General features: G+C 43.1%; 18 protein-coding genes. 15 read left to right on the top strand and 3 right to left on the bottom strand.

Features of this window, described 5'->3' with window-relative positions; translation table 11 throughout:
* Positions 1–2,603: DNA polymerase III subunit alpha (dnaE, locus tag ACJAT7_RS04295; RefSeq protein WP_415225564.1), on the top strand; the 2,603-nt coding region annotated here is incomplete at its 5' end.
* A 20-nt stretch (positions 2,604–2,623) separates the two neighbouring features.
* The gene (gene tilS / locus ACJAT7_RS04300) at positions 2,624–3,988 is read left to right on the top strand and encodes a tRNA lysidine(34) synthetase TilS (protein WP_415225565.1); all 1,365 of its coding nucleotides are present in this window, start codon (positions 2,624–2,626) and stop codon (positions 3,986–3,988) included.
* A 34-nt stretch (positions 3,989–4,022) separates the two neighbouring features.
* On the opposite strand, the gene ACJAT7_RS04305 is transcribed toward tilS, so the two are convergent.
* Positions 4,023–4,625, bottom strand: coding sequence for an arylesterase (locus ACJAT7_RS04305; protein ID WP_415225566.1), 603 nt, complete (start codon positions 4,623–4,625; stop codon positions 4,023–4,025).
* On the opposite strand from ACJAT7_RS04305, the gene ACJAT7_RS04310 reads away from it, so the two are divergent.
* Complete coding sequence (locus ACJAT7_RS04310) at positions 4,624–5,298, top strand: ABC transporter ATP-binding protein (RefSeq protein ID WP_415225567.1); 675 nt, start codon at positions 4,624–4,626, stop codon at positions 5,296–5,298. The genes ACJAT7_RS04305 and ACJAT7_RS04310 overlap by 2 nt on opposite strands.
* Entirely contained in the window at positions 5,298–7,730 is a 2,433-nt protein-coding gene (locus ACJAT7_RS04315; protein ID WP_415225568.1) for an ABC transporter permease, read from the top strand. The genes ACJAT7_RS04310 and ACJAT7_RS04315 overlap by 1 nt, the downstream gene beginning before the upstream one ends.
* Positions 7,731–7,805: 75 nt before the next feature.
* Here the strand turns inward: ACJAT7_RS04315 and ACJAT7_RS04320 are convergent, their stop codons facing one another.
* A complete protein-coding gene (locus tag ACJAT7_RS04320; RefSeq protein ID WP_415225569.1) occupies positions 7,806–8,729 on the bottom strand; it encodes a GGDEF domain-containing protein in 924 nt (307 codons plus the stop codon).
* 269 nt (positions 8,730–8,998) lie between these two features.
* Between ACJAT7_RS04320 and ACJAT7_RS04325 the strand changes: the two genes are divergently transcribed.
* On the top strand, positions 8,999–10,963 hold the full coding sequence (locus tag ACJAT7_RS04325) for a cation:proton antiporter (protein ID WP_415225570.1): 1,965 nt from the start codon (positions 8,999–9,001) through the stop codon (positions 10,961–10,963).
* Positions 10,964–11,039: 76 nt separating this feature from the next.
* On the opposite strand, the gene ACJAT7_RS04330 is transcribed toward ACJAT7_RS04325, so the two are convergent.
* Positions 11,040–12,233: an NnrS family protein gene (locus ACJAT7_RS04330; protein WP_415225571.1), complete on the bottom strand. Its 1,194-nt coding sequence runs from the start codon at positions 12,231–12,233 to the stop codon at positions 11,040–11,042.
* Between the two features lie 59 nt (positions 12,234–12,292).
* Here ACJAT7_RS04330 and frsA point away from each other — a divergent pair, with 59 nt between their 5' ends.
* The 10 genes from frsA (at position 12,293) to ACJAT7_RS04380 (ending at position 20,338) form a co-directional block, all read left to right on the top strand.
* Positions 12,293–13,552 (top strand): esterase FrsA, encoded by a 1,260-nt coding sequence (gene frsA / locus ACJAT7_RS04335; RefSeq protein ID WP_415225572.1) that lies wholly within the window; start codon positions 12,293–12,295, stop codon positions 13,550–13,552.
* 49 nt (positions 13,553–13,601) lie between these two features.
* Positions 13,602–13,997 carry a sigma factor-binding protein Crl gene (crl, locus tag ACJAT7_RS04340; RefSeq protein WP_415225573.1) on the top strand — a complete coding sequence of 132 codons (396 nt, stop codon included), beginning with the start codon at positions 13,602–13,604 and terminating at the stop codon, positions 13,995–13,997.
* Positions 13,998–14,222: 225 nt separating this feature from the next.
* On the top strand, positions 14,223–15,332 hold the full coding sequence (gene proB, locus ACJAT7_RS04345) for a glutamate 5-kinase (protein ID WP_415225574.1): 1,110 nt from the start codon (positions 14,223–14,225) through the stop codon (positions 15,330–15,332).
* 49 nt (positions 15,333–15,381) lie between these two features.
* The gene (locus ACJAT7_RS04350; protein ID WP_415225575.1) at positions 15,382–16,629 is read left to right on the top strand and encodes a glutamate-5-semialdehyde dehydrogenase; all 1,248 of its coding nucleotides are present in this window, start codon (positions 15,382–15,384) and stop codon (positions 16,627–16,629) included.
* A 269-nt stretch (positions 16,630–16,898) separates the two neighbouring features.
* Positions 16,899–17,345 (top strand): type II secretion system protein, encoded by a 447-nt coding sequence (locus ACJAT7_RS04355; RefSeq protein WP_415225576.1) that lies wholly within the window; start codon positions 16,899–16,901, stop codon positions 17,343–17,345.
* Between the two features lie 136 nt (positions 17,346–17,481).
* Positions 17,482–18,006 carry a type II secretion system protein gene (locus ACJAT7_RS04360; RefSeq protein ID WP_415225577.1) on the top strand — a complete coding sequence of 175 codons (525 nt, stop codon included), beginning with the start codon at positions 17,482–17,484 and terminating at the stop codon, positions 18,004–18,006.
* 36 nt (positions 18,007–18,042) lie between these two features.
* The gene (locus tag ACJAT7_RS04365) at positions 18,043–18,549 is read left to right on the top strand and encodes a Tfp pilus assembly protein FimT/FimU (protein WP_415225578.1); all 507 of its coding nucleotides are present in this window, start codon (positions 18,043–18,045) and stop codon (positions 18,547–18,549) included.
* Positions 18,539–19,174 (top strand): type IV pilus modification PilV family protein, encoded by a 636-nt coding sequence (locus ACJAT7_RS04370; RefSeq protein WP_415225579.1) that lies wholly within the window; start codon positions 18,539–18,541, stop codon positions 19,172–19,174. The genes ACJAT7_RS04365 and ACJAT7_RS04370 overlap by 11 nt, the downstream gene beginning before the upstream one ends.
* Entirely contained in the window at positions 19,174–19,911 is a 738-nt protein-coding gene (locus ACJAT7_RS04375) for a type II secretion system protein J (RefSeq protein WP_415225580.1), read from the top strand. The genes ACJAT7_RS04370 and ACJAT7_RS04375 overlap by 1 nt, the downstream gene beginning before the upstream one ends.
* Complete coding sequence (locus ACJAT7_RS04380; protein WP_415225581.1) at positions 19,877–20,338, top strand: MSHA biogenesis protein MshP; 462 nt, start codon at positions 19,877–19,879, stop codon at positions 20,336–20,338. The genes ACJAT7_RS04375 and ACJAT7_RS04380 overlap by 35 nt, the downstream gene beginning before the upstream one ends.
* The last annotated feature ends 56 nt before the right edge of the window (positions 20,339–20,394 follow it).

Raw genomic sequence — 20,394 nt, forward strand, 5'->3', positions numbered from 1 at the left:
GGAAAGGGTTAGAAGAGCGTTTAGAATTCTTATTTGATAAAAACGCCCCTGATTTTGCCGAAATCCGTAAACCCTATGATGAGCGTCTGCAGATTGAATTAGACGTTATCAATACCATGGGATTCCCAGGCTACTTCTTGATCGTTATGGAGTTTATTCAATGGAGTAAAGATAACAATATTCCGGTTGGACCTGGCCGTGGTAGTGGTGCCGGTTCTCTGGTTGCCTATGCACAAAAGATTACCGATCTGGATCCTCTGGAATTTGAGCTGCTGTTCGAACGATTCTTAAACCCTGAACGTGTTTCCATGCCCGATTTTGATATCGATTTCTGTATGGACAGGCGTGATGAAGTCATCGATCACGTTGCCGAACTGTACGGTCGTGATGCGGTTTCGCAGATTATCACTTTTGGTACCATGGCGGCTAAAGCGGTAATTCGTGATGTCGGCCGTGTACTCGGTCATCCTTACGGTTTTGTGGACGGCATCTCTAAACTGGTGCCACCAACACCGGGTATGACCCTGACCAAAGCATTTGAAGAAGAGCCCAGATTACATGATCGTTATAATGGCAGCGAAGAGGTGCGCGCGCTGATAGACATGTGCCGCACGCTGGAAGGGACGATTCGTAATGCGGGTAAACACGCCGGTGGCGTGGTTATTTCACCGACGACTATTACCGATTTTTCTCCGCTCTATTGTGATGAAGCGGGTAACAACCCGGTTACTCAGTTTGATAAAAATGATGTGGAATATGCCGGTTTAGTCAAATTTGACTTCTTGGGTCTGCGTACACTGACCATTATTCAGTGGGCGTTGGATATGGCTAATGCGCATAAAAAAGTGCGCGGTGAAGAGCCTATCTTTATTGAGAAAATCGATCTTACTGAGCCAGCTTGTTTTGAGCTGTTAAAAAAGTATGAAACTACTGCAGTATTCCAGTTAGAGTCGCGCGGTATGAAGGATCTTATCCGCCGTCTGCAGCCTGACTGCTTTGAAGATATGATAGCACTGGTTGCACTGTTTCGTCCCGGACCCTTAGGCTCAGGCATGGTAGATAACTTTATCGAGCGTAAGCACGGTCGTGAAGCGGTCTCCTACCCGGATGAAAAATGGCAACATGACTCATTAAAAGAGATATTGGATCCAACTTACGGCATCATTCTGTATCAGGAACAGGTGATGCAGATTGCGCAGATATTATCTGGCTATACATTGGGCGGCGCGGATATGCTGCGCCGTGCAATGGGTAAGAAAAAACCGGAAGAGATGGCCAAACAGCGTGCCGCTTTTGAAGAGGGGGCTGTTGCTAACGGTATCGATGCCGAACTGGCGATGAAGATCTTCGATCTGGTGGAAAAATTCGCCGGTTATGGTTTTAACAAATCCCACTCAGCGGCTTACGCCTTAGTTTCATACCAGACGCTGTGGATGAAAACCTTTTATCCCTCCTATTTTATGGCTGCGGTTATGTCGGCGGATATGGATAATACCGAGAAGATTGTGACATTAGTGGCTGAATGTCAAAACATGGGATTAGATCTTGGTCCTCCGGATGTCAATGAAGGGTTATTTAAATTTAATGTCGATCCTGATCTGCGTATTGTTTACGGGATCGGCGCGGTTAAAGGGGTTGGTGAAGGCCCCGTTGATGCGATTATTGAAGCACGTGAAGCGGGCGGTAAATTTAAAGATCTCTTTGATTTTTGTAATCGAATCGATCTTAAACGTTGCGGAAAACGGATCTTAGAAAAACTTATTTTATCGGGTGCATTAGATAAATTGGGGCCGCATCGGGCGGCTTTGATGGAAACATTGCCGAATGCACTGCAGTCCGCTGTACAGCATAAAAAAGCGGAAGCATTCGGGCAGCACGATCTGTTCGGGGTGCTGACCACAGACAGTGATGAGATAGCCAATAAATTTGCATGTGTCGCAACATGGCCTGAAAAAAAATGGTTGGCGGGTGAGAAAGAGACGCTTGGTTTGTACCTGACCGGTCATCCGATCAATCAGTATGAGTCGCATCTGCGCGCTTTTCACTGTACAAAACTGGTGGATCTTATCGCTAATCGCCGCGGTCAAAACAGCCGTGTGGCAGGTCTGATTTTAAGCATGCGTGTGATGGTCACCAAAGCGGGTAAACGGATGGGCATTATTACCCTTGATGATAAAAGTGCACGCATGGAGATCACCGTATTTGCCGATCTGCTCGATCAATATGAAGAATTATTAGTGGCTGACAGCGTTGTCGTTCTGCAGGGGCAAGTCAGTGAAGATTACTTCAATGGCGGGCTGAAAATGAATGCTCGCGAAGTGATGAGTATTGATCAGGCGCGCGAGCGATTTGCATCAAAATTACGTTTAAAAGTAGATTCCGAGCAGCTAGGGGATGATTTTCAAGATCTGTTAAGCGATGCTCTGCAGCCTGCCATGGGCGGTTTGTGCCCGGTTTTCATTGAATATAAAAACCGGCAGGCACAAACCGAGCTTTCATTGGGGCGGGCTTGGTCGGTAACGCCTTCTGATGACCTGTTATTTGCCTTAGCACGTTTATTTGGTGAACAAAATGTCACCTTGCACTTTGATCATCTCAGTTAACTTCTGTTGCGGGTAAGCGAATGAAAGAAAATGATTTTTTGAAAGAATTTGCAGGGCAGTTGGCGCCTTTAGCAAAGCAGCCAGAGGTGAATTTCCATATTGCCTTAAGCGGCGGTTTAGATTCGGTGGTGCTGCTGCATCTTTTTACGCGCCTGCGTGAAACTGCGCCGAATTTAATCCTCTTTGCCCATCATATTAATCATGGCTTAAGTAAAAATGCGCAGCACTGGCGTGATTTCTGTAGTCAGCTCTGCGCTCAGTTGGGGGTTGATTTCACCTGTTCAACGCTGCAGTTAACTAAACCCACGCGTACCAGTCTCGAGGCACTGGCCAGAGATAAACGCTATGGCTGTTTAAGCGAAAAATTATCATCGCAGAGCTACTTAGTCACCGCTCACCATCAAGATGATCAGCTTGAAACTGTGCTGCTTGCGTTAAAACGTGGCTCTGGTAATACCGGATTACAGGGTATCCGTTATAAGCAAAAATTGAGTTCGGGGTATCTGCTGCGTCCTTTATTAAATTACTCTCGGGCGCAGTTAGAGGGCTACGCGGCTCAGTTCCAGTTAAATTGGATTGAAGATGAAAGCAATAGCGACCAGGCTTTTGACCGCAATTTTATCCGCCATACTATTTCTCCCTTATTAAAAGCGCGCTGGCCGGGTATAGCTAAATCGGTGGCGCGCAGCGCGGCTATTTGCCAAGAGCAGCAACAGATCTTAGATGAAATTGCGCAGCAGGATTTTGCAACACTGGTGTTTTATTTTTTAAATCAGCAAGCCCTTGATTTTGAAAAATTAAAAAAATTGAGCAGCGGCAGGCGCAACAATGTATTACGTTTTTGGTTTAAAGAAAATGGCTTGGATTACCCCTCTGCTGCGCAGTTGCAAGCCGTTTGGAGCGATCTTGTTTTAGCAAAAATTGATGCGTTACCTGTTATCCAATTTAAAGGTTATTCTGTGCGCCGCTACCGCACCCATATTTATCTGCTCAAAGATACGGATATTGCAGCAAACTGCAGCGAGTCAGTTATTTGGCAGGGAGAACCGATACTCAATTTAGCCGATGGGCGGATAGCCTTAGCATTCAGTGAGCTTGAGTTTAAAGATAATTTAAGTGGCGCGTTGCTGGTGCAAGAAAATTCAACCATTGAAATCTGTTTCCGCCGCCAGCTTGCTGCGCAATTAAGCTGCAAACCGATTGGCCGAACAGGCTCGCGCAGTATTAAAAAATTACTGCATGAATACCACGTTCCGCCCTGGTTACGTGATTTTGTGCCGTTTATTCTGATCAACGGTGAGTTGAGGATGGCGGTTGGTTTATGGCAGTGCCAGACTTCACTCAGTGAAGAGTACGCTTATAACTTAAGCGTCTCCTTCGCTTAACGCGGGTTAGCTAAAAGTCATCTGTGCGACTATCTTATTTAAGATAGGGCGCTAACTCTTTGGCCATAAACTGTGCAATCCAAGGCTGTGCTTTTACGGTGGGATGCAGTCCATCTTTCATTAGCAATTGTGGTTTTTGCATTAGAGGTTCGAGAAAAAAAGGCAGTAAGGGCAGGTTATTGCGTTCACTCAATTGTGGATAAAGTGAACTAAAGGCCTCTGTATAGCGTTTACCATAGTTAGGGGGAATTTTAATCTGCAGCAGAATGACCTGACTGTTTTGCGCTTTAATCAGACTTATTATCTGTTCAATATTAGTTATAATGGTCTTTACCGGGAAGCCGCGTAAGCCATCATTGGCACCTAATTCAATTAATACTGTGCTGGGTTTATATTGTGCCAGCAGGGCAGGCAATCGTGCTAAGCCATTGCCTGTTGTATCACCGGAAATGCTGCCGTTCACCACTGTGGTTGGCGTATCCAGTCGCTTAAGCTGCTCGCCCAGCAGTGCCGGCCAGCTTTGCTCTATCGGCATTTGATAACCCGCACTTAAACTGTCACCTAGAATAAGAAGCGTGCTACTGTTTGACTGCACTGAAAACAGCAGCATAAATAGCAAAGGGAATATTTTCATCATGTCATCATCCATTATTAAAGCAATATCGGTCTGTAAGTCGGTTATCTCCAATGCAGCCGAGTTATCTATTTTAAAAGATGTCTCATTGGAACTCTTTGCATGTGAGAGTGTTGCTATTATTGGCACATCTGGGGCAGGTAAATCAACCCTAATGGCATTATTAGCGGGTTTAGATAGCCCAAGCTCAGGTGAAATTGAGCTGCTCGGTCAGCCATTGTCATCATTGAATGATGAGCAGCGCGCGAAAATCCGCAGCGAGTCAATTGGTTTTGTGTTCCAAAACTTCCTCCTGATCCCATCATTAAGTGCACTAGAAAATGTCACCTTACCTGCGATTTTACGCGGTGATGGAGAAGATATAGAAAGGGCTAAACAGTTGTTGCTGTCGGTCGGTTTATCGGGTCGTGAAACGCATCTGCCTGCGCAGTTGTCAGGTGGCGAGCAGCAGCGTGTGGCATTGGCGCGGGCGTTTATGACGCAACCCAAAATCCTCTTTGCTGATGAGCCCACGGGCAATCTGGATCAAAAAACAGCAGAAAACATTATTGAACTGTTGTTTGAAATGAACCGTAATAATGGCACAACCTTAGTGCTGATAACCCATGATGCCATGCTTGCTAAGCGCTGTGATCGCACACTTATTATTGATGCCGGTCAACTGCAGGAGGCGTAATGAAAAAAATCAAAACTGCTTCAGGCAATACCATGCTCTTTCGTTGGAGCCTGCGCGAGATATGGCAAGGACAACTTTGGCCTGTGGTGGCTGCGCTTACCCTGATTGTTGCCTGTGTCGTGGCGTTATCGGCCTTGGCTATTCGCGTTGAAAAGGTCATGACAGCGCAGGGCCGCACTATGATGGCTGCCGATTTGGTGTTCAGATCCGCCAATCCCGCGCCGCAATGGCTGATTGAAGATGCGCACACGTTAGGATTGACTGTGTCTGTGCAAACGCGTTTTCAAACCATGGCGTTTAGTGACAATGACATGCAGTTGGTCAGTGTTAGATCCGTTGAAACGAGTTATCCGTTACGGGGTGAGTTTAATTTAGTGGGGCAAGGGGGGAAAGTCAGCCACTCTGTATTGCCTGGCGAATTATGGATTTCGGCGCGACTGTTTTCATTACTGCAGGTGGGCATAGGAGATCGCCTGGCAATTGGTGATGCCGAATTAACTGTGGCGGGGAGCATAGCTGCGCAACCTGAACTTACTTTTAACCCGTTTAGAACCATGCCCAGCGTGTTTATTCATCAGTCTGATCTGCCTAAAACTGGGGCGATTCAATTGGGTAGTCGAGTGCAACATAGGATTTTTTTTAATGGTGAAGAGAGTGCATTAAATAAGCTCCAGCGCGGTCATCAACTGCAACCTTCTGAGCGCTGGATAAGTGAAGATAATCAAGGAAGAACCGCAGATTTAATTAAAAAAGCCAAACAGTATTTATCGCTCACTATTGTGATGGTGATATTAATGGCAGCAGTGACTTTAGTGCTTACCTGTCAGCATTATGCAAGCAGTCGGACTGATACTGTGGCGATGTTAAAAAGTATGGGCGCGAGTAAAAAATGGCTGCGTAGATGGTTATTGGCGCAAGTTAGCTTAATGTTTGCTGCGGCTTTATTGTTTGGATCATTGCTTGGTTTAGGATTAGAGCTACTTTTACGTTTACCCCTGCAGGATATTTTGCCTGCTCAATTGCCAGGTTACGGTTACCTGCCTTTTGTCGCTGCGACATTGGTCGCGTTGTTGATTGGTTTACCCGCTTTAGGTATCCCGTTAATAAGATTATTGGATACCTCCGCCGTTGCTGTGCTGCAGGCTCAAGCCGTAGCGCCATCTAAAAAGGGATGGTGGCTGGCAGGACTGCCGGTGCTGGCTTTTATGCTTTTCTATGGTGGTAACGCCTTAGTGTGGATGGTGCTTGGCGGCTTAATCATGCTTTTCGTACTCTTAGCAGGCAGCAGTTATAGCTTGCTCTCTTTGCTGCAAAAACAGCGTTGGGGGCCAGCGATGACCCTGGCATTAAGCCGCATTAGACGCTCAAAGAAAGGCAGTATAATGCAGTTGGCTGCACTTTCAGGATCTCTGATGCTGGTGACTGTTATCTGGCTGCTGCGCAGTGATCTGTTGGTTGATTGGCAGAAGAGCTTACCGGCCGATGCCGCTAATGTCTTTGCTCTCAATATTGCCCCAACGCAGCGGTTGGAATATCTACAAAAGTTGGATGCAAATAATATTGAACGATCACAAGCTTATGCCATTATTCGGGGCCGTGTGACGCAAATTAACGGGCTTAATATTAAAGAGGTCATTACCCAGGAGAAACAAAATTTAAATGTGCTGCACCGTGAAATTAACTTTACGTGGGCAGAACAACTGCCTGTTTATAATGAACTTCTTGCAGGACAATGGACAGCAACGAAGGGGGTGTCTGTTGAGCAAAGCGTCGCGCAGGATCTGGGGATTGAAGTCGGGGACAGTTTAAGCTTTTCTATTAATAGCCAGAGCGTGAGTGCGACTGTTAACTCGATTCGCTCTGTGCAGTGGCAAAGCATGAAACCTAACTTTTACTTTATTTTCACTCCGGATCTGATAGCCAACTTACCGGCAACTTGGTTGCTCAGTTTTCGTATCAGTGAGCAGCAAATTCCTCTATTGAATCAGCTTGGCCGTGATTACCCAACCGTAAGTTTATTGGATTTTCGTATTGTGGGCGAGAAAATTCAACATCTGCTGATGCAGATAGTCTGGTCGTTAACTGTCTTAGCCGGGCTGGGAGTGGTTAGCGGTATTTTACTGATTTTTACACTGCTGCGTTTAAGTTTAACGCAGCGCCAGCGAGAAATTACGCTTTATCGGACATTGGGTGCGAGCAGAAAAAGGATCAGCCAAACATTATGGAGTGAATATGGCGTAATGGCGATAGCAGCCGGTTTTGTTGCCGCTGTTGGCGCAGAGTTGGTTGTCTTTAGTTTGATAAAATGGGGGTTCAAATTAACGCCGAGTTTGCATCTCGGCATCTGGTTTGTGCTGCCGCTACTGGCTGCGCTGCTGGTCTTTGCCAGTTTGATAAGTGCCATTAAAGGGCTATTAAAACCATTGAAATAGCGCTGAAAAATGGCGGTAGAGAGAAACGACTTGAACAGACTCTAATCTGCATCTTCAAGTCGTTTGGCTATATGGCTATTGATTTGAAGTTTTCTGTGACGCTTTATTAATGTATAAGTTTTGATCGGCAATGGAAAACAGTTCGTTAGCACTGAGTCCCATCAGCCAGTGGCTAAAACCGATACTGCTTGAAAAATTTAACTCAGTGAAAAAACTATTATTCGAAATCTCCTGATGCAGGCGCGCAATCACTTTATGGACCGATTTTTGGTCACTCGGCTGAAGAATAACTGCAAACTCATCACCGCCTAAACGAAATACCATATCCGAGGTACGTATGCTTTTAATAAGAGCACCGGAAAAGTGTTGTAATACTTGATCACCTTTCAAATGACCAAAGGTATCATTAATAATTTTAAAGTCGTTAATGTCTAATACGATTAACGACAATCCCTGATGACTACGGCTACTTTGTAATATCGCTCTTTCCAAACTTTCATCATAGTAGGCACGATTACCAATATTGGTCAGGTGATCTTTAAACACCATGGAGTTTAATTCTGAAAATTTTAATGCATGCCTTAAGCTGGGCACCAGTAACTGATGTAATTCAGTTAGTAATTTATTTTCTTGTGCAGAGAGAGGAGTTGTACTTTGGTAGGTAATAGAGCCGATTCTTGCACTTGTCGATGAGATAGATAGATTGAAACTGTCGCTGCAATGGAATTTATTTTCATTATTAAGGCTAAAAAAGCCATGTGCAGATTGAAAACGTATATTAAAGGGGCGGATAAATCTTGCCACTAAAGAGGCAAAAGTTGTCATCATCTCCTTTAAATCAAGAGATGTTTGTAATAGCTCGAGGCAGAGCAGTTTATTTTCAACTGTTAAAGCAGGATTATTAGAAAATACCGTAAACAGTCCATTGCCGAGGGGATAATTCCCCGTTTCTGCTTGTGTTAATGTTTTGATAATAACCTCCTTATTTGACAATCCCATCTTACCCTAAAATTTAATGCACATTTCATGCCGTATTTAGCTGTGTTGCCATAAATAAACCGTTATAAATATTCATGATTTTGTCGGGATTGGCTATGCTTAAGGTATGTGCTTTAAAAACTAAATTTTTTTCATTTTCTGTGAAAAATAGGGTATCCATTTAAACAATGAAAACAGGGAATTTATAATCTTGTACTTTGTTGTTACTTTTTTTTTGACGCTAAAATAGGACGTATAGCAAGTGATGCAATGAGGAGATAGTAAAGAGAGTGTTAAGCGATCTTTTATTACTGTTATTGTTTGCCATTATTAGTGTGATTGTATTGCGGCAATTTAGGTTGTCGAATATCGTTGCATACCTGTTTACGGGGTTTATGCTTGGTCCTTCCTTGTTAAATTTTCTTAATTCCTACCATGAAATAGAGTTAGTTGCTGAATTTGGTATCGTTTTTTTAATGTTCTCATTAGGTTTAGAATTTTCCTTAAATAAAGTAATCGCGATGCGACGCTCACTGTTTGGCGTGGGGGTATTGCAGGTCAGTGGGTCATTTTTGGTGTTTTATCTGTTAAGTCAGTTATTGGCCATGAACTGGCAGCAATCTTTTATGGTGGCGTGTGTATTAACTATGTCATCAACGGCAATTATTGTTAAAATTTTATCCGATCAGCAAAGGTTGCATTCGCAGCAGGGGAAGCTGGCTGTTGCAATTTTACTATTTCAAGATCTTGCTGTTGTTCTTTTTCTTATTATTATCCCTATTATTGCACGGCCTGCATTAGACGGTGAATTTGTAACATCCTTATCGGTTGCTTTTGTGAAAGGGATATTTGCAGTTACTGTTTTACTCTCCGTTGGTCGTTGGTTACTACCACATTTTTTTTATGAGATGGGGCGCTTACGTAGTGATGAAGTTTTTATTTTATCGACCCTTTTTGTAACCTTATTAGCCGCTTGGTTTACACAATTACTTGGTTTATCAATGGCACTCGGGGCTTTTTTGGCAGGTATGATGCTGGCAGAAAGTCATTATCGCCATCAGCTCTCCGCGGATATTCGCCCCTTTAAAGATATATTGATGGCGATGTTTTTTATCTCTATTGGCACCTTACTAGATTTCGGTGTATTACGAGATAACCTGGCCACATTGTTTTTGATTGTAGCGGGTATGATGGTGGCGAAAACACTAACGACCATGCTGGCCGCCTTAATTATGAGAGAAAAGCTGACCACCTCTCTGGCGGTGGGGATTGCTTTAGCACAAATGGGCGAGTTTGGTTTTATATTGGTGGCAATGGCAAATAAATATCAGTTGCTCGATGAGCAATTATCGTCGCTGCTTATCGCAACCGGGGTGATTAGCATGTCACTCACACCTGTGTTAGTTAAATACAGTAGCAGGATCACCCGTGAGTTTTTGCATCAGTACGAAAATGTTTTTCGTTTTCAAAAAACCTTACCCGGGCAATTTAACGATCATATTATTATTTGTGGTTACGGGCGTGTCGGACAGATAGTGTCGCGTTTTTTAAGAAGTGAATCATTACCTTTTATGGTATTAGACAGAGATCCGATGCGTGTTAAAGAGGCGCGTAAGGGAGGGGAGCAAATTGAATTTGGTGATGCCAGTCGGCGCGAAATCTTGCTGGTAGCGGGCATAGAAAAAGCCAAGCTATTAATTATCACTTTTGATGATCTGCAGCGTTCAATGGCACTGTTAGCACAGATTCGTTTACTCAACCCCAGCGTTAAAGTATTAGTACGTACGAAAACGGATAAAGGGTTAGAGGCACTGAAAAAAGCGGGGGCAACGGAGGTAGTGCCGGAAGTATTAGAAGGCAGCTTGATGTTGGTTGCGCATGTTTTATTTTTATCCGGTATTCCCCGGCGGCGAATAATGGAACGGTTAGAGTGTGAGCGGAGAACTAAATACCAGCATCTGCATGGTTTTTATTACGGCCAAAAAAGTCCCAAAGACAAGGAAACATGGGTTATTGAACCTTTACATGCGGTTGTATTAACTGAAAATTCAGCAGTACTGGACAGTTTCGTTGAGCAGTTTAATTTTTCTGGGATAATTATCAAATCATTACATCGTCAAGGTGGTGAAGAGGTTGTTATCTCGAAAGATGTGCGTTTTAACGTGGGGGATGTGGTGTTGCTGCAGGGCGCAAAAAAGGATCTACTGAAAGCTGAAAAAATTTTATTGGGGAAAACAGATGAACCCTTAATCTAGTCAGCATTGAGTAACATATGCAAAAAAGTTAAGGGATAAAAGTCCTTATTTAGTGCGTTAAAATATCTGTTACCACTTAACCCGGGCGCTGATCGGTGCGGGCTGAAAGTAACATTTTAGCGTAAAACAAAACAAACAAGACAAAAGCGCAACACCAAAATAGTATGCTAATCCAATATGCCATTAGAATAAGATCCGGCATTAAGTAGGGAAAAATGAGTCTTACTAGCGCTGAAATGATGGTCGCAAAAAAGGCAATATTCATCCACTTAGAAGGATTTAATGGGCGGCCAGTATGGCCCAATGAAACCCGACTGATCATCGCTAAAATAATACCGCCAATACCTGCGATAGCAGCAAGGTGAATCATAGTGGTGGCATTGATAGTAGGAATAAACAGCCCTAGCGAATAAAAAACCAGACCCAGTGAGAGCAGCAGATAACTAAAATGTAATGACCAGAGTAATGGCACTGACAGCGTAATTAAGGGTTTCCAGCGAAGAACTCTAATTAAATTAGCAACACCTGCAAGCAGAGCAAGCGCCGCTGAAATAACAGATAAATTAGGCAACCAGATAAAAATTGCCAATAATAGTAGCGGAGCAAGCGCTAAATACTCAAGGTAATTGTGAGGCTGTACTTTTTCCGTGCCCGTGCCTTTGCTGGTAAAAAAAGGAATAACCCGCCCGCCCATTGCCGCGATAATAAAGAAAACTAAAAACAACATACTCCAGATAGCGTGTTGGGAGAGAATATAATCATAATGTAGAAAACCATAAAGGCTCACGGCATTTAAGATGGACATAAGCAATAAAAGCGGCACAAAAAACAGATTGCGCCATTGCTTGGCATGGATAACCGCTTTACCTAGCACTAAGGCGGCCAATGGCATCCAGCTTAATTCTAAAATAAAGGTGAGCCAGTAGAACGGGGGGGGCAAAGCAAACATTGCGATTCTCCCAGCTAACCAAAGAAACAGTAGGGCGGCCAGTTTTTTCCCCTTTAGTCCGGGATAACCTGTCCAGTTTTGTACTGCGGTGAGCAAAAAACCTAAAATAATAGCGCCCGCAAAACCAAATAACATTTCATGGGCATGCCAAAGGCTCGCGGGTAATAAAGAGGGAAGTGTGATTTTTGCCGAAAGTAATAAACCCCACACTAGCATGCTAACGAGGGAAAAAACCGCGCCAGCTAAAAAGAATGGACGAAAAGCCAGACGAAATAACGGCAATAATTGCTGTTCTTTTATATTATCGGTAATCTGTAACATTATTAATTCCCAATTTATATTACGCTATGCCAGCGTGAATTTTATAAGACGAGTAGCTTATGTCAGAGAACTTATCCAAAACACTTTTTGCTCATAAATTTAATGCGCAAGAAACTACAATGATTATCCCTAATTCATCAACAAAAAAAAACCATGTTTTAAATGATGTCATTATGGATGGCGAGAAACACAATGGTTGGTATCGTTTGTTAAAATTTATGCTTTGGTCATGGCAAGGTTTAGATCTTATCGATTGTTACGATGTGCTTTCGCATATTTCAGCCTCCACGAATCAACGCAGTAATGAGGAGATATTAGACAGCGTTATTGGTTTTAGAAAGGGTAATTGGGCTTATGAGTGGACGCAACAGGGGATGCGTTATCAAAAAAAGGGCAATGAATTTGCTAAACTGGGCGAACGGAAAAATGCAAAACAAGCTTATTATTGCGCTTCTCAATTTTATAGTGTCGCCAGCTACCCGCATTTAAAAGGTGATGAATTAAGTCTCCAGGCTCGGGTTTTGGCGTTTCATAATTATCGTGAGTCATTTAAGTTTGATGACAATCACCTGCTAAAAGAGATAAAAGTGCCTTTTCAAGGAAAAGAGGTTATTTGTTATCTGCATCTTCCTGATACCGAGACAATCCATCCTGTGGTTATTATTAGCGGTGGAGTGGATACCCTGCAATGTGATCTGTTACAGCTATTTGAAAAAGATCTTGCTCCGGCGGGGATTGCGATGTTGAGTGTTGATCTGCCGGGGATAGGTCATTCTACGCATATTAAATTAGATCAAAAATCCTCTGACTTATACCAGGAAATTATTGCCCATTTGAAAAGTGTACCCTGGGTGGATCATGATAGAATTTCCGTAATGGGGATGCGTTTTGGCGGTAATATTGCTGCCCGCCTGGCTTTTTTAGAGCCTAAAAAGGTCAAGTCTGTGGTCTGTGTGGGCGCGGCGGTCGGTAGCCTATTTGATAAGAAAGAGAGCTTTAAACAGTTACCTCCTATGTTCTTGGATTGCCTCGCGTCACGAATGCAAATTAAGAACTCCAGTGTTGAAACCCTATACCCGTATTGCGTGCCATTTTCCTTAATCAAACAAGGATTGCTGGCGCGCAGACGCATCGAAACACCGCTGCTCAGTATCGGTCATAAAGATGATATTATCTGCAATCAGGAAGATTTACGCCTAATCGCACGTGCAAGCCGCGAAGGGGAATCGCATATTATTGATAAGCCTCCCATTTTTGAATCATATTTAAACTCTTTAAGTTATTCTGCACAGTGGTTAACAAGACATCTGTCTGAGTGAGTGTTAAATTAAGATCCGTACATTTCGCCAGTATCAGGAAGATATTTTTATGACACTAACGGTTAGAACAGGACCTTCTCGTGGCCGACTATTTAAGTTGTTCACTGATTTGGGACCTTATTTTCGCAAGCTACAATCAACGGAATTTTCATTCTTTTTTGATTGTTTGGAAATTTGTATCGATTCTGAAAATGAACCAGAGAAAAGAGAGTTTTATGGTTGGTGGCTAGTTGTTACAAAAGAGGAAAATGGTTTTTATTACCAGCGATTTGATGGCACTTATAATTTAGAAGGCGATTGGGTTATTGAAAATATTTGCCAAAAAGATCTGCAACAGCTTGATAACTCATTTGAGTTATTTATAAAACGACTGGAAGCCGTCATTAATATTGAAACCGGGCAGAAGTTTGAAGCGCTACAGCAAATTGCGCTGACTGAGGTGTAGGCTGTTGGTAATTATGCCCACGAGTGAACAGAAAATTAATAGTGGTATACTTATACCAAACCACCTGAATATACAGATTCAGGTGGTTTGGGTATCAAAACAGTAACTATAATGGAGTTGCTGTTTTTTTATATTGCGTACAAATTTTTTTTCTAGTTGCTACGCAGCGCAAGGCTCCGCGTAGGAATTTATATCTCTTAACTTCTAAGTAAAAATGAAATAAGCATGAAAATCAAGAAAAAAACGATTGTTGTTAAGTTAGGCACCAGTGTTCTCACCAGTGGCACAACAAAATTAGATCGTGCGCATATGGTTGAAATTGTCCGCCAATGCGCGCAGTTACAAAAACAGGGCCATCAAATTATCGTGGTGACCTCTGGCGCCATTGCTGCCGGTAAAGAGCATTTAAATATGCATGATATTGCGCCGACCATTGCCAATAAACAGATGCTTGCCGCTGTTGGTCAAGGTCAACTGATACGTGAATGGGAAAATCTTTTTAAAATTTATGATCTGCATGTCGGGCAAATGCTATTAACACGTGCTGATTTAGATGATCACGGGCGCTTTTTGAATGCACGGGATACCATTAAAACACTGCTTAAACATCACATTATTCCGATCGTTAATGAGAATGATGCGGTTGCAACCAGCGAAATAAAAGTGGGCGACAATGATAATCTTTCTGCATTAGTTGCGCTGTTAGCGGATGCGGACCAGTTACTACTGCTCACTGATCAGGCTGGATTATTCACGGCCGATCCGCGCAGCAATCCAGACGCGCAACTACTCACTGAAATTTCCCAAATCACCGATCAAATTTATGCGCTAGCGGGCGGCAGCGTTGGCGGTTTAGGTACGGGAGGCATGGCCACTAAAATTCAGTCGGCAACGGTTGCACATCGCGCTGGAATTGAGGTGGTGATCGCCTCTGGTCATAAAAAAGAGGTGATTATTGATGCGGTTAATAATCAATCGGTCGGCACACGATTTACCACGGTTAAATCCCGTTTGGAAACGCGTAAAAATTGGATTTTTGCAGGATCGCGTATTGCTGGTACTATTATTGTCGATGCGGGCGCCGAGCAGGCCATTCTTGAATCTGGCAGTAGTTTATTAGCAAAAGGTGTTATCGGTACTATCGGGCCTTTCTTGCGTGGCGACATAGTGGTGATTGTAAATCATGCAGGCAAAAAAATTGCCCGTGGTGTGGTAAGATATAAAAGTATTGATATCGAAAAAATTAAAGGTCTTCATTCAGATCAAATAGAAAATTGTTTAGGGTTTGAACATGGTCGTGTGGTGATTCACCGTGACGATTTAGTACTGCTCTAAAAATGTTTAATAGCGGCCTAACTAGGTGGTAATACAATAAGGAAACACAATGAATTTACAAACAATAGGAAAGCTCGCAAAAGAAGCAAGTTATGAACTTGCGATTGCAGATAGCAACCAAAAAAATTCGGCATTAGAAGCTATTGCATTAGCACTTGAAGCAAATGAAAGTGAGATTGTTGAGGCAAATAAACTAGATATACAAGCCGGTATTGATGCGGGACTAACCGATGCGTTATTAGATCGTCTATTACTCGATGAAACACGCTTAGCAGGTGTTATTGGCGATCTGCGCAGTGTTATTAATTTAGCCGATCCCGTTGGGGAAGAGTTTGATAGTAAATTACTTGAAAATGGCCTGAAACTGAGCAAACGCCGTGTGCCAGTCGGGGTGATTGGGGTTATTTATGAAGCGCGTCCTAATGTTACTATTGATATTGCGGCGCTTTGTTTAAAAACAGGTAATGCCAGCATTTTACGCGGCGGCAAAGAAACAATCCGCTCCAATATGGTGTTAGTGAAAGTGATCCAATCTGCACTGCAAACAGTGGGTTTGCCGAAATCGGCGGTACAGTATATTGAAAATACCGATCGCGCTTTAGTCGGTGAGCTGTTAAAAATGGATAACTATGTGGATATGATTATTCCGCGTGGCAATGCAGGGCTGCAAAAGTTCTGTAAAGAAAACAGCACTATCCCCGTTATTATTGGCGGTATCGGCATCTGTCATATGTTTATGGAGCAAAGCGCCGATTTTGATAAATCACTGGCGATTATTGCAAATGCCAAAATACAGCGCCCGAGTGTCTGTAATTCGCTTGACACACTGCTGGTCGATGAAAAAATAGCCGCAACATTTTTACCAAAATTAGCGGACTATATTGTACCAAAGGGTGTGACTTTAGTTGCTGAAAGCAAAGCCAAAGCAATTTTAGGTGATAAGGCGGTAGTGGCACAAGAGGGTGATTTTTCCCGTGAATGGTTATCGCTTAATTTAGGTGTAAAAGTGGTAACAGGGTTAAACGAAGCGTTAACACATATTCGCGATCATAGCTCAGAGCACTCTGAGGCTATTCTGACCAATGACTTTAGCATCGCCAATAAATTTGTGAATGCAGTTAATTCGTCGGCAGTCTATGTGAATGCCAGCACCCGTTTCACCGATGGCAGTCAATTTGGTTTGGGTGCTGAAGTGGCCGTTTCAACACAAAAGCTACATGCGCGCGGTCCGATGGGGCTACAAGAGCTAACTACTTATAAGTGGATTGGTATTGGCGATTATCTGGTAAGACCTTAACTCAACGTAGATAGTTCAAATCAAAATTAGCAATATGATTTTGATTTGACACTGCCATGATGGCTGGTTGATAGTGTTGCTGTTTTTCAAGCAAGAACGTGATACAAGAGCAGCTTTTATGGTATGGCTCAGCTTTTATTTAGGGTAAGATCTGATTATCTCTTTCAGGTAAGTTTACTATTGCGTGAATTTTTTAAATTATTCGTTGTCTAACTCCGTAGTTTTACAACACACAACACACAACATTTAGAATACAGGATTTACATATTATGAAAAAACAATCAGGTTTTACGTTAATTGAATTAGTTATCGTAATTGTTATATTAGGTATTTTAGCTGCAACGGCCGTACCAAAATTTATCGATCTACAAGGAGATGCGCGTGCAGCTTCTCTGAAAGGGGTTAAAACCGCCTTAGAAGGGGCTGCAAACTTAACTTATTCGCGAGCTGCTATTAAGGGCTTTGAAAAAACTGCATCTGGTGAAAGTATTGATGGAGTAGACCTTATTTTCGGTTATCCTGACGCGACAGAAAGTTCACTTCTTGCTGTAACTGAATTACCTGCTGAATATTGGACTATCGTTGATGGTACTGATCTAGCAACGATTACGGCTACGGGTTCAACGTCAGGCGCATCTAGTACCTGTAAAGTTACTTATAACGTAGCAACAAGTGTTGCTCGCCCAACAATTACAGTTGATGAAACTGACTGTTAATTATTAAACGAGTTGAATAAAAACTTCCAAATCCCACGTTTACCGTGGGATTTTTTTTACCTTGTTTTTTGCTCAGCGGTAATAAATATCCTCTATGCTTAGTTTAAGAAGTAAATAACGATGGAGAGTGGTGATAGTGAGCCGTAAATATCAATATAGAGAAACTGGCTTCACATTGATCGAATTGATTTTAGTGGTGACCTTAATCGGTATTTTAAGTGCAACAGCGCTGCAAAAATATATTGCTTTGGATGTTTCTGCTAACCTTGCTGTACTGCAAAATATGAAAGCAACACTCGAGACGGCAACCAGTTTAACTTATAATAAATCACTGTTAGCAGGCAATGAATCTAAGCTGTCTGGTTTAGTGTCAATACAGCAGGATCATCTGATTGATAGCAGTAACTTGAACGATCCCTTTGTGGTTGCTACCCGTTATGGTTACCCGCAGGCGGTTTGGAGTGAAATAATAAAAACCATCACCTTAGATAAAACGGACTGGCTTTACAGCGACCAGTTGGGCGCGATAGATCAACCTGGAACTCTTTATTTGTGGACCAAACAGGGGCCCGGATCGCTTTCTAGCTGTAATATCAGCTATCAAGGTGCTTTGGACAGTGGATTTCGCCCGCAAATCACCATTAATGAAGCAGGCTGTTAAACTAGCCGTTAACCCACATATTTAACTGGATTTAAAATGCCGTCAGCCAGATACAATAATGCAGCAATTAAAAGCGCAGGCTTTACACTGGTAGAGCTTGTGATTGTGATTATTGTGCTTGGCGTATTGGCAGCGACCGCCATTCCTAAGCTCGCCAGCAAATCAGGATTTGAAGATTATACTGTGCGCGATCAATTGATCGCCCGCTTACGCCTTGTGCAGCTGCAGGGGATGAATGCTGATCCTACTGCGGGGGCAACAGATAACGCCTGTTACTGGCTGGTGGTAAAAGACACTTGCTTTTATCATGAGCAGACGGAGAGAAGCAGCGTGGCGTGCATTGAACCCACCTCTAATCATTGTAGTGACGACAGTTACAATGAATTCAATAGTGTCAGCTTTCCAGAAAACATGTTAATTCCTGCTAAATACCGCTTTGATCTGCAAGGCAGATTAGTTTCAGGATCTAGCCTAATTAAGATTACTGGTGATAATAATTTAAAGGTTAAAATTGAAACAGAGGGGTATATTCATGATCAGTAAGGTTATGAATAAAGGCTTTACGCTGGTTGAGCTGGTGGTGGGAATTGTGGTATTAGCCATTGCTATGGTGGGCATGAATACCATGCTGGTATCACAAAGCAAAGATGCGCTGGAGCCTTTATATCGCCTGCGCGCATCGCAGTTAGGTCAGAATATTATGGAGGATATCCTGACCCGCTCTTATGATCAAAAATCTGATCATAGCGGTGGTTATTATCGCTGCGGGGAAATCTGGGGCGATGCTAATTTATGGTTTGACGGTACAGCCTGGCAAACAGCTGGCACGCCTACAGCGGTACCCTGTACTGCTATTATCGATTATGGCCCTGATGGTGCGCATTCAGATGGGGGAGAGAAACCCGATCCTATTAACCTCAATGAACAAAAACATCCTACCTTTAACGATGTGGATGATTTTGTCCTGACTGATTTTATTAGTGCGGTTAATTATGGTGACGTGGTCGGCAATCCCTTAACCGCTCAATATAATAATTACGCCGTAAAAATTGCAGTACGTGCAGACAGCACATCGCTTGCTGGCACAACCATGAAACGTATTGATGTGACCATTAAAACCCCCAGTGATGAAGAGATTGTATTTTCCGCGTTAAAGGGGAATTATTAATGGCTGCTGCACAGACGGCTTTACAAAAAGGCTTTACCTTAATCGAGCTGGTGATGGTGATTATTATTCTCTCCGCACTCGGTATTATGACCAGCAGTTATATCGGCACCGGGGTAGATATCTATACGGATATTACACAGCGCGACAGGTCATTAAACAGCGTGCGCTTTGTGATGGAGCGGCTACGAAGAGAAGTCTCCAATGCCCTGCCAAATAGCGCAGTGGTAACATCAGGCGGACAGTGTTTAACCTTTACTCCCATTATTGCCACTTCATTGTATGGCAGTGACTTTCCTATTCTACCGATAAGTAAGGCATCTGGCGCGATAGCGACAATTCCCGCCGGTGATTATAGCTTTGAGAGTGGCGACAAAGCTGTGGTATATCTTTTATCTTCGGATGAAATTACCAATACTGGTAAAGTTAAAACGTTAGTGGCTGGTACGACAAATAGTCGTTTGATGTTTGTTGATGCCGATGGTTTTGCTTTAGCTTCTCCTGCTAAACGTATTTATATTATCCGAAATAATATCAGCTACTATTTTAGTGCTAATCAGATCTTTCGTGGCAGTCAGTGCGATAATGGAGTCTTAATGGCGGCCAACATCACTGGCAGTTTTGCCGTTGAAGCTGCGACATTGCAACGCAATGGCTTGGTGCAAGTCACTTTTAATCTTGATTTTGATGGGCAGGAGGTACCGGTTGAACAAACCATACATATCAACAATGTCCCATAAGCAAGGGGGGCGTACGCTTAAAAAACAGTCGGGCAGTGCGCTGCTTATTGCCGTTTTTGTGATTATTGTGATCTCTTTATTGGGGGCAAGTTTAATGTCACTGCAGCGAGATAGCGCACAGGGCACAAGCTATGAAATATATGCCGCACGTGCTTATCTGGCCGCTTATTCAGCCAGTGAAATTGCTTTGACGCAGCTGTTTCCTCTGGGGGCTTCTGAGGCATCAGCGGCAAACTGTACTGGTAATAAAATAGAGCCAACACTGCCAAGCGATACCGCTGGTTTTCACGGCTGCGGCGTTAATTATACCTGCAATATCATCTCATCCGCTGTTGCTACCCGTTATAAAGTGGTTAGCACCGCAACCTGTAAAAACAGCCAAATCAATACCCGCCGTCAAATAACCGTCGAGGCGAGCAGTTTATAAACGCTCAGGCTTAATCGATTTCAGTGTACTATTTATCACTTTGATTACTTTATTGA

Source organism: Psychromonas sp. (genome assembly GCF_047632995.1).
GTDB lineage: Bacteria > Pseudomonadota > Gammaproteobacteria > Enterobacterales > Psychromonadaceae > Psychromonas.

Excerpts from the sequence above, each read along its gene's own strand:
- proB (WP_415225574.1), top strand. The coding sequence starts at position 14,223 with ATGAAAATCAAGAAAAAAACGATTGTTGTTAAGTTAGGCACCAGTGTT.
- tilS (WP_415225565.1), top strand. The coding sequence starts at position 2,624 with ATGAAAGAAAATGATTTTTTGAAAGAATTTGCAGGGCAGTTGGCGCCT.
- ACJAT7_RS04350 (WP_415225575.1), top strand. The coding sequence starts at position 15,382 with ATGAATTTACAAACAATAGGAAAGCTCGCAAAAGAAGCAAGTTATGAA.
- ACJAT7_RS04355 (WP_415225576.1), top strand. The coding sequence starts at position 16,899 with ATGAAAAAACAATCAGGTTTTACGTTAATTGAATTAGTTATCGTAATT.
- ACJAT7_RS04305 (WP_415225566.1), bottom strand. The coding sequence starts at position 4,625 with ATGATGAAAATATTCCCTTTGCTATTTATGCTGCTGTTTTCAGTGCAG.
- ACJAT7_RS04315 (WP_415225568.1), top strand. The coding sequence starts at position 5,298 with ATGAAAAAAATCAAAACTGCTTCAGGCAATACCATGCTCTTTCGTTGG.
- ACJAT7_RS04370 (WP_415225579.1), top strand. The coding sequence starts at position 18,539 with ATGATCAGTAAGGTTATGAATAAAGGCTTTACGCTGGTTGAGCTGGTG.
- ACJAT7_RS04320 (WP_415225569.1), bottom strand. The coding sequence starts at position 8,729 with ATGGGATTGTCAAATAAGGAGGTTATTATCAAAACATTAACACAAGCA.
- frsA (WP_415225572.1), top strand. The coding sequence starts at position 12,293 with ATGTCAGAGAACTTATCCAAAACACTTTTTGCTCATAAATTTAATGCG.
- crl (WP_415225573.1), top strand. The coding sequence starts at position 13,602 with ATGACACTAACGGTTAGAACAGGACCTTCTCGTGGCCGACTATTTAAG.
- ACJAT7_RS04375 (WP_415225580.1), top strand. The coding sequence starts at position 19,174 with ATGGCTGCTGCACAGACGGCTTTACAAAAAGGCTTTACCTTAATCGAG.
- ACJAT7_RS04365 (WP_415225578.1), top strand. The coding sequence starts at position 18,043 with ATGCCGTCAGCCAGATACAATAATGCAGCAATTAAAAGCGCAGGCTTT.
- ACJAT7_RS04330 (WP_415225571.1), bottom strand. The coding sequence starts at position 12,233 with ATGTTACAGATTACCGATAATATAAAAGAACAGCAATTATTGCCGTTA.
- ACJAT7_RS04310 (WP_415225567.1), top strand. The coding sequence starts at position 4,624 with ATGTCATCATCCATTATTAAAGCAATATCGGTCTGTAAGTCGGTTATC.